This window comes from Streptomyces sp. NPDC052701 (assembly GCF_040678355.1).
Lineage (GTDB): Bacteria > Actinomycetota > Actinomycetes > Streptomycetales > Streptomycetaceae > Streptomyces.
Map to the genome: position 1 here is coordinate 380,789 of NZ_JBFATO010000002.1, position 12,736 is coordinate 393,524.

8 protein-coding genes are annotated in these 12,736 nt (G+C 74.3%); 5 read left to right on the forward strand and 3 right to left on the reverse strand.

All coding sequences use genetic code 11. The features are described from left to right. Positions 1-143 precede the first annotated feature (143 nt). On the forward strand, positions 144-1,439 hold the full coding sequence (locus AB0L29_RS04840) for a histidine kinase (RefSeq protein WP_365823334.1): 1,296 nt from the start codon (positions 144-146) through the stop codon (positions 1,437-1,439). A gap of 87 nt (positions 1,440-1,526) precedes the next feature. On the opposite strand, the gene AB0L29_RS04845 is transcribed toward AB0L29_RS04840, so the two are convergent. Together AB0L29_RS04845 and AB0L29_RS04850 are read right to left on the reverse strand one after the other, a co-directional pair. Beyond that, positions 1,527-2,021 (reverse strand): SUKH-3 domain-containing protein, encoded by a 495-nt coding sequence (locus AB0L29_RS04845; RefSeq protein WP_365823336.1) that lies wholly within the window; start codon positions 2,019-2,021, stop codon positions 1,527-1,529. A gap of 106 nt (positions 2,022-2,127) precedes the next feature. Further along, positions 2,128-2,658 carry a YwqJ-related putative deaminase gene (locus AB0L29_RS04850; RefSeq protein ID WP_365823338.1) on the reverse strand — a complete coding sequence of 177 codons (531 nt, stop codon included), beginning with the start codon at positions 2,656-2,658 and terminating at the stop codon, positions 2,128-2,130. Between the two features lie 324 nt (positions 2,659-2,982). Between AB0L29_RS04850 and AB0L29_RS04855 the strand changes: the two genes are divergently transcribed. Both AB0L29_RS04855 and AB0L29_RS04860 read left to right on the forward strand, forming a co-directional pair. Next, positions 2,983-4,020 (forward strand): SMI1/KNR4 family protein, encoded by a 1,038-nt coding sequence (locus AB0L29_RS04855; protein WP_365823340.1) that lies wholly within the window; start codon positions 2,983-2,985, stop codon positions 4,018-4,020. 7 nt (positions 4,021-4,027) lie between these two features. Further along, positions 4,028-6,790, forward strand: a complete 2,763-nt coding sequence (locus AB0L29_RS04860; RefSeq protein ID WP_365823342.1) for an SUKH-4 family immunity protein — start codon at positions 4,028-4,030, stop codon at positions 6,788-6,790. 495 nt (positions 6,791-7,285) lie between these two features. Here AB0L29_RS04860 and AB0L29_RS04865 read toward each other — a convergent pair whose 3' ends face one another. Further along, positions 7,286-8,779, reverse strand: a complete 1,494-nt coding sequence (locus tag AB0L29_RS04865) for an MFS transporter (RefSeq protein WP_365823344.1) — start codon at positions 8,777-8,779, stop codon at positions 7,286-7,288. Between the two features lie 429 nt (positions 8,780-9,208). On the opposite strand from AB0L29_RS04865, the gene AB0L29_RS04870 reads away from it, so the two are divergent. Both AB0L29_RS04870 and AB0L29_RS04875 read left to right on the forward strand, forming a co-directional pair. Next, the gene (locus AB0L29_RS04870; protein WP_365823346.1) at positions 9,209-9,997 is read left to right on the forward strand and encodes an ABC transporter ATP-binding protein; all 789 of its coding nucleotides are present in this window, start codon (positions 9,209-9,211) and stop codon (positions 9,995-9,997) included. Then, positions 9,994-12,573: an FtsX-like permease family protein gene (locus AB0L29_RS04875; protein WP_365823347.1), complete on the forward strand. Its 2,580-nt coding sequence runs from the start codon at positions 9,994-9,996 to the stop codon at positions 12,571-12,573. Before AB0L29_RS04870 ends, AB0L29_RS04875 begins: the two co-directional genes overlap by 4 nt. The last annotated feature ends 163 nt before the right edge of the window (positions 12,574-12,736 follow it).

Genomic DNA, 12,736 nt, shown 5'->3' on the forward strand with positions numbered 1-12,736 from the left:
TGCTTCCGGGGTCGAACGGTGAGCGATTCAGCAGTTCGAGGGATTTCGGGGCGTATCGCTTCCGTCCGGTCACCCACTGTGGTGCGGGCCGGTCCCGGAAACTCGCCGGAAAAGGCCCGGCCGCCGCCCGTAGGCTGGAGGGCATGACCACGACGGGGGAGAAGCACGTGACGGCCCGGGGAGGGCCGTGGTGGTGGGCCAGACGGCGCAGTGCCGTGCTCGATGTCGGCTCGGGTGTGGTGTCCGCGCTGGAGTGCGGACTGGAGGGGATCCCGTTCGCGCGGGACGCCGGGATCCCGGTGGCCGCCGGTGTCCTCTTCGGGGTGCTGGCCGGTTCCGTGCTGGTGGTGCGGCGGCGGTGGCCGATCGCCGTCGTGCTCGTGACGATCGCCGTCACGCCGGCCCAGATGGCCTTCCTGATGGGCATCGTCGGCCTGTACACGCTGGCCGCGTCGGAGCTGCCCCGCCGGATCATCGGCTTGCTGGCGGGGATGTCGCTGGTGGGGACGCTCATCGTGACGTTCGTGCGGGTGCGCCAGAGCATGGGGCGGGGGGATGTGGACCTGGGGGACTGGTTCGTCCCGTTCGCCGCCATCACCACCTCGCTGGGCCTGACCGCGCCTCCCGTGCTCCTCGGGCTGTACATCGGGGCGCGCCGGCGGCTGATGGAGAGTCTGCGGGAGCGGGCGGACAGCCTGGAGCGGGAGCTCCAGCTGCTGGCGGAGCGGGCCGAGGAGCGGGCCGAGTGGGCCAGGAACGAGGAGCGGACCCGGATCGCGCGGGAGATGCACGACGTCGTCGCGCACCGGGTGAGTCTGATGGTGGTGCACGCGGCCGCCCTGCAGGCGGTGGCGCGGAAGGATCCCGAGAAGGCGGTGCGGAACGCCGCGCTCGTGGGGGACATGGGGCGGCAGGCCCTGACGGAGCTGCGGGAGATGCTCGGGGTGCTGCGCGCCGGCGGGGAGGCGACGCGGCGGGAGCCGGAGGTGCCGCTGGCCGCCGTGGGGGTGGCCGCCGCCGCGGCGGCTTCGCGGGCCGTGGACGAGGAGGGTCCGTGTCTGTCGGACCTCGACGAGTTGATCGGGCAGTCGGCGGCCGCGGGGATGGTGGTCGACCTGTCGGTGGAGGGGGAGGCGCGGTCGTACCCGCCGGAGGTGGAGCAGACGGCGTACCGGGTGGTGCAGGAGGCGCTGACGAACGTCCACAAGCATGCGGCGGGGGCGAAGACGCATGTGCGGGTGGCGCACCGGGTGTCGGAGATCGCGATGCAGGTGGAGAACGAGCCGCCCGAGGCGGCGGCGTCGTCGGCGCGGTTGCCGTCCGGCGGGAACGGGCTGGTCGGTATGAAGGAGCGGGTCTCGGCGCTGGGCGGGGTGTTCGTGTCGGGGCCGACGGAGTCGGGGGGTTTCCGGGTGTCGGCGGTGATTCCGGCGGCGTAGGCCCTTCCGTGGGTCCGTGGGTCCGTGGGTCCGTGGGTCCGTGGGTCCGTGGGGCCGTGGTGAGGGGCGCGCTCGGCCGGGGTGGGGTCAGCCCGTTGTGAGGCGGGTGGGTCCGATGCCGGAGACGAGGGTCGCGAGGGCCTGGTCGATGTCGGGGCCGAGGTACCAGTCGCCGGTGTGGTCGAGGGCGTAGACGCGGCTTTCGGCGTCGATGGCGAGGAGGGCGTGGGTGTCGGTTTCGGCGCCGAGGGGGCAGACCTCGGTGCCGAGGGCGCGGCCGAGGTCGCCGAGGGTGCGGGCCATGTGGAGGCCGTGCAGGGGGTCGAGGTGGAGGGCGGCGGGGGCGACCTGGCGGCCGGGCCCGGTGGGGGCGATGTGGAGGCCGCCGAACTCGGCCCAGGCCTCGACGGCGGCGGGGAAGACGGTGTGGCGGTGTCCGGCGGGGGAGACGTGGTCGCGCAGGGTGTCGGCCCAGATCTCGGCCTGTTTGATGTCCCAGCGTCCGGGTTGCCAGCCGGCGGCGCGCAGGGCGGCGTCGACGGGGACGGGGAAGCGGGTGGTGGAGTGGCGGTCGGTGTGCATCTGCCCTTCGTCCGTGGAGATCGCTGAGGTCGTGGCCCGGCGCCCGGGTGGGCGTCGTGGTGGGGTGGTGTCCGGTGGTGGCGCGGTGGGCGCGGTGGACGGGGTGTCAGCCGTTCCGCGCGGCCGGGTCGACTATGCGGACGCCGAAGTGGGCGCTGAGCGCGGTGCAGGCGCGGCAGGGGGCGGCGAAGCCGCCGTGCAGGGGGTCGCCGTCCTCGCGGATGTGGCGGGCGGTGAGCTTGGCGTGTTTGAGGGCTTTGCGGGCTTCGCCGTTGGTCATGGGTCTGCGGGCGGCGCGTTTGCTGCGGGCGGCGTCGGCGGCGGCGATGTGCCGGGAGATGAGGATGGTCTCGGCGCAGCGGCCGGTGAAGCGGTCGCGTTGGCCGCTGGTGAGGGTGTCGAGGAAGTCCTGGACGAGGGGGTGCAGGGCGGGGGGTGTGTCGCCGCGGGCGGCGGTGCCGGTGAGGGTGGCGCCGCGGACGGAGAGGGCGGCGGCGACGGTGGGCAGGATGCCGTCACGACGGTGGCGCAGGACGGGGGTGTGCGGGGTGTCGGCGGTGCTCCAGCCGACGCGCGGGTCGCCGGACCGGGGGTCGCCGGAGCGGCTCGTGTGGGGTCCTGTCTGCGTCGCACTCATGATCGTCTTCCCCTCCTGTGCATCCCCCGGGAGGTCACAGAGTGCCAAATGGCGTGGCTGGTGTGGAAGCTGGGGCGGGGCGACACGCCCGGGTCCGGGCAGGCTGTCACGGCGGGGTGACGGCTGGTCACGGAGGCGGAGGGGCTGGTGACCGGTGCCGGTGACCGGTGTCGGCGTACCGCATAGGCTGTCGGCACCGCGATCCATGCGGTCGACGCGTGTCGTCGTGTGGAGCAGTTGAGACAGACGTGACAGTCGATACGGACCGTAAGGGACCACGGATGGTCGGTACGGCCGTACAGAGTGCCGCAGGGGGCAACCGCCATGACGACAGGTCGGCTCGGGCTGGGGGGACCTCCCGGCCGCCAGGCCGGGGGAGAAGCCGCGCCGCCGAACGCGGCCTATGCCGGGCAGGTCGTGCACTTCCCGGATCCGGTGCGGGCGGCCCGTCACCCCAGGGGGGTGCGGGTGGACGAGCGTGGTTACCCCGACTTCTCGCCCTACGCGCGTGCGGCGGCGGAGATCGCGGAGCCGCCGGAGGGGTTCGGGGTCGACGAGTTGCGGCTGACGGACTACGTGTCGGCGAACGCGGCGCTGGCGGCGTCCGGGCACGAGTTGTGGGACACGGTGCCGGCGGTGGCGACGCCGCACGGCTGGACGTGGCATCACGTGGTGGGCACGCGGCGGCTGGAGCTGGTGCCGGTCGAGGTGAAGGCGCTGCTGCGGCATCACGGTGGTGTCGCGACCGCGGACGTCGACCGGGACAAGCGGGGCACGCGGCCGCTGCAGGAGACCCGTCCGGCGCACTTCGGGCTGCCGAAGTCGGGTGTGGCGGTGACGGAGGCGCAGGTGCAGCAGGTCGAGGAGGACCTGGGGTACCGGCTGCCCGGCGCGTACCGGTCGTTCCTGAAGGCGGCGGGCGGGTGCGCCCCCGTCGGCACCGCGCTGGACGCGGGGCTGGGGCTGCTGGTCGACCAGCCGTTCTTCACGGTGCGGGACGAGGCCGCCGTCAACGACCTCGTGTACGTCAACAAATGCCTGCGGGACCACCTGACGAAGGACTACCTCGGGGTCGCCTTCGTCCAGGGCGGTCTGCTGGCGGTGAAGGTCAAGGGCGAGCGGATCGGTTCGGTGTGGTTCTGCGCGTACGACGACGTGCGGGACGTGGATCCCTCGTGGTCGCCGGCGGAGCGGGTGGAACGGCTGCTGCTGCCGTGCGGGGACGATTTCGACGCCTTCCTGTCCCGGCTGGCGGGCAGTCCTCCGGAGCTGGAGACGGTGGCGAACCTGATGGTCGACGGCGGGTTCGCGCGGGCGGTGCCGGTGGCGTCGGCGTCTTCGGCGTCTTCGGTGGGGGAGTGAACTGGCGATGGTGACGTTCGCGCAGGCGCAGGAGCGCGCCGAGGAGTGGATCAACGGCGACGTGCCGTCGTACCAGCACCGTGAGGTGCGGGTGCGGGAGTTCGAGCTCGGGTTCGTGGTGTGGGCGGAGGACCGTGCGGACGGGCCGCGTTCGGACGGTGGCGGGCAGCGGCTGGTGATCGCGCGGGACAGCGGTGAGGCGACGCTGTGGCCGGCGCTGCCGGTGGGTGAGGTGATCCGCCGGTACGAGGAGGAGTACGGCCGTCCGGACGCGGTGGACGAACCGGCGGCGGCGCCGGCCGCGCGGGTGGACCTGAACCAGACGTCCTTCCTGCTGACGCCGCCGGAGTGGTTGCAGGAGGCGGCCGACAGGCTGGGGATTCCGGACCGGCGGGGCGGTGACGGCGACGGTGACGGCGGGGAGGAGGCCGGGCCGGGGCCCGACTCGGCGTCCGCGCCTGGTCCCGAGCCGGTTCCCGCTCCTTCGCCGGCTGCTTCCCGGCCGGCTGCCGTGTCCGGGGGCGGGGCGCCGGGTGCGCCCGGGAGCGGTGCGGCGTGGCCGGCGGCTCCCGCGCAGACACCGGCCGGGGCCACGCCGTGGGCCGGTACGGACATCACCGCGGACGCCGGTGACGACCGGTCCGTGCCGCTGCCCGAGACCGTGTTCGCGCCGCCGCTGGGCGGGGCCGAGGACGCGTCGCCGCCCGCGGTGACGCCGGACGCGAAGACGGCCCTGATGTCGGGCGGCAGCCAGTTGCCTCCCACGGCGCTCGTGCCGGCGGCCGAGGACCCCGGCGCGCCGGGCCCGGTGGGTGGTTCGCACGGCGCGGGGCCTGCGGGCACGCCCCCCGCGGGGGTTTCGCACACGCCTCCTCCGGGGGTGCCGGGCGGTCCCGGCGGTCCTGGTGCGCCGCCTCCCACCCAGGGCGGGGTGCCGTACGGGCATCCGCAGGGCCCGGGCGGGGCGGTGCCGGGTACGCCTTCGCCTTCGCCGGGGGTGCCGGGGACGCCGCCTGCCGGGGTGCCGCGGGGGAGCACGCCGCCGCCCGCGCAGGGCGGGGCGCCGGCCGCTCCGGGCGGCACGCCGCAGCGGCCGCTTCCGCCGAACGCCGGGGACATCGCCGACGCCGCGACCAGCAAGGCGGCTCCGCCGCCGCGCCGCGGCGCGGGTCCGGTGACGCCGCCTCCGCCGGGTGCCCCGGGGGCGCCGGGTGCCGCGGCGGGCGGTTACGTACCGACGCAGTTCGTGTCGGCGCCCGGTCCCGAGGGACGCGAGGGCGGCGCCGGGGCGGGGCAGGGGGGCGCGCAGCCTCCGCATGCTCCCGGCGCCCCGCAGCCGCCCGGTGCGCCGAGCGCGCCCGGTGCGCCGAACGCGCCCGGTGGTACGCCTCCGGGCGGTGTGCACCATGCCACCACGATGTTCGCCGACCCCGCTCGGGTGGGGCCCGGTGCCCCGGGCGTGCCGCAGCCGCCGGGCCCTCCGGGTGCCCCGGGCATGCCGGGTGCGCCCGGCGCGCAGGGCACGCCGGGGGGCGCGCGTGGGCCGGTGCACCACGCGGAGACCGTGCTCTCCGCGCCTCCCGTCGGCCCTCCTGCCGGCCCTCCCGGCACGCCTCTGCCGCCGCAGGCCCCCGGTGTGCCCGGGATGCCCGGTGCCGCCCCGCCCACGCCGCCGGGCGCGGTGCCGCCGCCCGGTCAGCCCGTGCCGGGCCGGCCTCTGCCGGGTCAGCCCGTGCCTGGTCAGCCTCTGCCGGGTCAGCCGCCGGCGTACGGCCATCCGCAGCAGCCCGCCGGGCTGCCGACCGTCGGTCCCGGCTACCAGGCCGTGCTGCGCTACCGCGCGCAGGACGGTTCCGAGCAGCAGCTGATCCGGCGTTCGGCGCCGGGCACGCCGCACCCGGAGTGGCAGATCTTCCACGAGCTGCGGGCCATGAACGTGCCCCCGGACCAGGTGCTGGAGCTGCACACGGAGCTGGAGTCGTGCGAGCTGCCGGGGGCCTACTGCGCGCGGATGATCCGGGAGCAGTGGCCGCAGGCGCGCATCACGTCCATCGCGCCGTACGGCACGGACCACGCGAGCCGGCAGCAGGGCATGCGGGAACTGCTGGCCCACCAGGGCGAGTTGCACCAGGTGGCCGACGGGCCGGCGCGTCCGGCCCCGGTGCGTGCGCCGCTGCCGCCGGTGCATCCCGCGCCGCCGATTCCGCCGGAGGGCATCGCGCAGGAGCTGGGCGCCGCGTTCGGGCCGGGGATCTTCCGGTTCGAGCAGGCCGCGGTGTCCCGGCAGGGCGTGCCGCCCATCGTGGCGCACACCCTGGTGGTGGCCGGCCTGCCGGTGGACATGGGCCCGTTCTTCTGGGCGCAGGCCCAGCCGGGGCGCCCGGTGCCGACGCTGGCGGAGCTGGCGGCCGAGCGCGGGGTGCAGCCGGCGCCGGACGCGGGCTCCTACCTCGTGGTGGGCAGCGACTTCGGCAAGGCGCTGTGCGTGCAGTACGGCACGGCGAACATCGTCGCCGTGCCGGTGGAGGCGGGCCCGGGCGGGGCGCCGGTGCCGCCGCAGTTCGTGAACACCGGGCTGCCGGAGTTCGCGCGCTGCCTGGCGCTGCTGGGGCGGATGTGGCGGCTGCGGTTCGGGCTGAACCAGGAGCAGGCGGGCCGCTGGACCGTCGACTTCCAGGCGCAGCTGGCCGCGCTCGACCCGGCGGCGCTCGGGTCGCCGGAGAGCTGGTGGTCGGTGCTGCTGGAGCAGATGTGGGACGGGCTGCTGTGACGGCCTGACGCGCTGCGCGGGGAAGCCGGGCCCGGCCGCCTTCACGGCCGGCCGGGCCCGGCTTCCCCGCGTGCCCGCGGCCGGGCGGCGGAGCCGGATCGCGTACGCCGCCGTCCGCGCGCCGCCGCCCGGCCGGGCCCGTCACCTTTCCTTCCTCGCCGCCCCAGCCCTCGCCGTCCCCGCCCTCGCCGTCCCCGCCCGGATCCACCCCTGCACCGCCTCGTACCGCCGTCGCCGTCGCTCCGCCCGTGCCCGGCCGGCGGCCACCGTGCCGAGCCGGCCGCACGGGAAGCCGAAGGGGAGGGAGGGCGGGTCCGCCGTGGTGGACGGGAACCAGTCGAAGCCGGCGGCGGGGAGCCGTGGACCGGGCCGGGGCCCGGCACCAGGAGGAGGCGGCCAGGGAGCCGCCGGTTCCCCGGCCCCGACGGCCGGTTCCCGCCCTGCCGGCGCCCGGGTCGCCGGCGCGGGCAGGGGTCGCCGCGGCCGGCGGCACGGCTACTGCTCGAGCACCGGGAACCTCCGCGGCGCCAGCACCAGCAGCACGAGGAACGCCAGGGCCGCCGCGCAGGAAGCCCCCAGGTACACCGCGTGCACCGCGTCCGCGATCGCCCGCCGGGTCGCCTCGGGGGCGGCGCCCGTGTCCAGGGCGCGGGTCACCGGATCCAGGTCGCCCGCGCCGCCGAGCCGCGCGGCCAGCATCCCGTTGGCGACCGCGCCGAAGAGCGCCGCCCCGGCCGTCTGGCCCGTCTGGCGGCAGAACAGCACGGAGGCCGTCGCCGTACCGCGTTCCCGCCACTCCACCGTCGACTGCACGCCGACGATGAGCGGGAGTTGGAACAGGCCCAGGGCCGCGCCCAGCAGCAGCATCAGCAGCGCCGGCTGCCACGCCTCGCCCGGGTACGGCAGGAAGGGGAAGGCGAACAGGACCAGCGCCGCCGCGCCGATGCCCAGCAGGGCGGTGTCGCGGAAGCCGATCCTGCGGTACACGTGCTGGCTCAGCGCCGCCGACACCGGCCAGCTCAACGTCCAGACGGACAGCACGAATCCGGCCGCCACGGGGGCCAGGCCCAGGACCGACTGGGCGTAGGTGGGCAGGAAGACCGTGGGGGCGACCATCAGCAGGCCCAGCGCGCCCAGTGCCAGGTTCACCGCGGCGATCGTACGGCGGCGCCACACCCATCCGGGGATGATCGGGTCCGCCGCCCGGCGTTCCACCACGACCACGACCACCAGCAGGACAAGTCCCGTACCGAACAGGGCCAGTGAGGGCGCCGACAGCCACTTCCAGGCCACCCCGCCCTGCACCACGGCCGTCAGCAGCGCCCCGGCGCACGCGAACACCGCGAGCGCGCCCGGCCAGTCCACGCGCGCGCGTGCCGTGGTCCCGCGCTGCGGCTCGTGCAGGTGACGGACGATCAGCCACAGGGCCACCGCGCCGATCGGCAGGTTGACCAGGAAGATCCAGCGCCAGTCGGCGTACGCGGCCAGGACGCCTCCGATGCCGGGGCCGGCGACCGCGGACACCGCCCACACCGTGGACAGCCTGGACTGGATCCTGGGGCGGTCCTTCAGGGGGTACAGGTCGGCGGCCAGCGTCTGCACCGTGCCCTGCAGGGCGCCGCCGCCCAGGCCCTGCACGACGCGGAAGGCGATGAGCGCGCCCATGTTCCAGGCCAGCGCGCACAGCAGCGAGCCCAGCAGGAAGAGGGCCGCGCCCGCGACCAGGACCGGTTTGCGGCCGAAGGTGTCCGACAGCTTGCCGTAGACGGGCAGGGTGACGGTCACGGCCAGCAGGTAGCCGGAGAAGAGCCAGGAGAAGACCGAGAAGCCGCCGAGGTCGCCGACGATCTGCGGGACCGCGGTGGAGACGATGGTGGAGTCGAGTGCCGCCAGCGCCATCGTGAGCATCAGGGCGGCGACGACGGCGCCGCGCCGGCCGGTCGCCGCGGGCCGTGCGGTGCCGTGCGCCGCGGATCTGGTGCCGCCCACCCGGAATCCTTCCCTCACGCCTGCCTGCCCCTTGCACCTGTCTGCCGCCGGACAGCTTCCCACTTGACCCTGACGCCGCGGGAGGGTGGAGCCTGGGTGAGCCTTCAGGGGGAGCCGACCCCGAGACGGGCTCCACCTGTGGGCGGACTGCCCCTAGGGGTATCTCCGTACCAGGACTCGGGGCGGACTGGTACCGGCGGAGGACGAGACGGGTACGGGGCTCTCCTTAACCTGGCTTTACGCCGCTGGGGGGCGGTGAACCGCAGCGGTGGGGGTGGGGTTTTCCCCAGGACGAGAGGGTGCCGGGCACCAGCGCGCCGGACCCCTCCCCACCGGAAGACTGATCCGCGTGACCGGACGAGCGTGACGCGGCCGACGGCCGCCGACCGCCTTCTCGCACGCACCTGTTGACGACATAGGAGACATACCGTGACATCGGCTGTGACCATTCCCAGGCACGGGGGTACTGGAGGGCGTACGGCCGTTGCCGCGCGGGCGCGGCAGGTCGTGAAGGCGTACGGGTCCGGGGAGACCCGGGTCGTCGCCCTCGACCACGTCGACGTGGACATCGCCCGCGGTCAGTTCACCGCGATCATGGGCCCCTCGGGGTCCGGCAAGTCCACGCTGATGCACTGCCTGGCCGGGCTCGACACCGTGACCTCCGGGAAGATCTACCTCGACGAGACCGAGATCACCGGCCTGAAGGACAAGAAGCTCACGCAGCTGCGCCGGGACCGGATCGGCTTCATATTCCAGGCGTTCAACCTGCTGCCGACGCTGAACGCGCTCGAGAACATCACGCTGCCCATGGACATCGCCGGCCGCAAGCCGGACAAGCAGTGGCTGGCGCGGGTCGTGGAGACCGTCGGGCTCGCCGACCGCCTCAAGCACCGGCCCACCCAGCTGTCCGGCGGCCAGCAGCAGCGCGTCGCCGTGGCCCGGGCGCTGGCCGCCCGGCCCGAGATCATCTTCGGCGACGAGCCGACCGGGAACCTCGACTCGCGCGCGGGCGCCGAGGTGCTCGGCTTCCTGCGCCGCTCGGTGGACGAACTCGGCCAGACCATCGTGATGGTCACGCACGACCCGGTCGCGGCCTCGTACGCGGACCGGGTGCTGTACCTCGCCGACGGCCGCATCGTCGACGAGATGCACCAGCCGACCGCCGAGCAGGTCCTGGACCGCATGAAGGACTTCGACGCCCGGGGGCGCACGTCATGACCGTGCTGAAGACCTCCATGCGCAACTTCCTCGCGCACAAGGGCCGCATGGCGCTGTCGGCGGTGGCGGTGCTGCTGTCGGTGGCGTTCGTGTGCGGCACGTTGGTGTTCACCGACACGATGAACACGACGTTCGACAAGCTCTTCGCCGCCACCTCCTCGGACGTGACGGTGAGCGCCAAGAGCGCCTCCGACACCGGTGAGACCACCGCCGACAACGGCAAGCCGCCGGTGATGCCGGCCTCCGTGCTCACCGAGGTGCGCAGGGCGGACGGCGTGAAGTCCGCCGAGGGCACGGTGTCCTCCACCTCGGTGACCGTCGTCGACGCCGACAAGGACAAGCTGTCCCCGTCCAGCGGCGCCCCGACCATCGTCGGCAGCTGGGACGGCAACGACGCCCGCACCATGAAGATCACCTCCGGTGCCGCGCCCAAGGGCCCCGAGCAGGTGATGGTCGACGCCGACACCGCCGACAAGCACCACCTGGAGCTCGGCGACGAGATCGGCGTGATCACCGCGGTCGGCACCCACACCGCGAAGATCTCCGGCATCGCCGACTTCACCGTCACCAACCCCGGCGCCGCGATCTTCTACCTGGACACCCCGACCGCCCAGCGGGCCCTGATCGGCGAGACGGGCGTCTACACCGACGTCAACGTCACCGCCGCCCCCGGCGTCAGCGACGCGCAGCTGAAGAAGAACGTCCTGGCCGAGCTCGGCGGCGACTACCGGGTGCAGACCGCGAAGGAGACCGCAGACGCCAACCAGAAGGACGTCCAGGGCTTCATGAACGTCATGAAGTACGCGATGCTCGGCTTCGCCGGGATCGCCTTCCTCGTCGGCATCTTCCTGATCATCAACACCTTCTCCATGCTGGTCGCCCAGCGGACCCGGGAGATCGGCCTGATGCGGGCCATCGGGTCCAGCCGCCGGCAGGTCAACCGGTCGGTGCTGGTCGAGGCGCTGCTGCTCGGCTTCGTCGGGTCCGTGCTCGGCGTCGGCGCCGGCGTGGGCCTCGCGGTCGGCCTGATGAAGCTCATGGGCCGGATGGGCATGGAACTGTCCACCGACGACCTGACCGTGGCCTGGACGACCCCGGTGGCCGGACTGGTCCTGGGCGTGATCGTCACCGTCCTGGCCGCCTACCTGCCCGCCCGCCGGGCCGGCAGGATCTCCCCGATGGCCGCCCTGCGCGACGCGGGCGCCCCGGCGGACGCCAGGGCCGGCTGGGTCCGGGGCGTGATCGGCACGGTCCTCACCGGCGCCGGCGTCTTCGCCCTGTTCCTGACGGCCGGTGCCGACAAGGCCACCGAGGGCTCCCTGTGGCTCGGCCTGGGCGTGGTGCTGTCCCTGATCGGCTTCGTCGTCATCGGCCCGCTGCTGGCGAGCGGCGTGGTCCGCGTCCTCGGTGCGGTCCTGCTGCGGGTCTTCGGCCCCGTCGGCCGCATGGCCGAGCGCAACGCCCTGCGCAACCCGCGCCGCACCGGCGCGACCGGCGCCGCGCTGATGATCGGCCTCGCCCTGGTGGCGTGCCTGTCGGTGGTCGGCTCCTCCATGGTCGCCTCCGCCACCGACCAGCTCGACAAGACCGTCGGCACGGACTTCATCGTCCAGGACGACAACGGCCAGCTGATCACCCCGCAGGCGGTCCGGGCCATCAAGGCCACGCCGGGACTGGAGCGGGTCACCGAGTACAAGTGGACCCAGGCCGACTTCACCACCCCCGACGGCAAGACGCTCAAGGACACGGCGATCACCGCGGCCGACCCCTCCTACGCCACCGACCTGCGCACCGAGACGGTCGCCGGCAACCTCGCGGACGCCTACGAGCCGGACTCGATGTCCGTCCACGAGAAGTTCGCGAAGGACCACGGCATCCGCCTCGGCTCCGAGATCGCCGTCGCCTTCCGGGACGGCTCCACCGCCCGCCTGACGGTCCGGGCCATCACCAGCAGCGACGTCGTCATCGACGCCGGCGCGATGTACACGTCCATCGCCACGATGGCCAAGTACGTCCCGGCCGACAGGATGCCGCTGGACACGCTGGTCTTCGCCACGGCGAAGGACGGCCGGCAGGACGCCGCCTACAAGGCCCTGAAGTCGGCGCTGCACGACTACCCGCAGTACACCGTGCGCGACCAGACCGACTACAAGGAGGCCCTGAAGGACCAGATCGGCCAGCTGCTGAACATGATCTACGGCCTGCTGGCCCTGGCGATCATCGTCGCGATCCTGGGCGTGGTGAACACCCTGGCCCTGTCGGTGGTCGAGCGGACCCGGGAGATCGGCCTGATGCGGGCCATCGGCCTCTCGCGCCGCCAGCTGCGCCGCATGATCCGCATGGAGTCCGTGGTCATCGCCCTCTTCGGCGCCTTGCTGGGCCTCGGACTGGGCATGGGCTGGGGCGCCACCGCCCAGCAGCTGCTCGCCCTGGAGGGCCTGATGGTCCTCGACATCCCCTGGCCGACGATCATCGGCGTCTTCGTGGCCTCTGCGTTCGTGGGCCTGTTCGCCGCGCTGATCCCGGCGTTCCGCGCGGGCCGCATGAACGTGCTCAACGCGATCGCGACCGAGTAGCCGCCCCGGACCACCGCGCACGGGGGCGCGGGGGAGGGCCCGGCGCCGGAAGTCCTGGGAGGGACTTTCGGCGCCGGGCTCGTCACGGTCCGCCGGGCCCGGCGGTGCCCTGGCCGACCGCCGGCTCCCCCGGCCCCGTCCGACCGCCGGGGCCGGGGGTCCG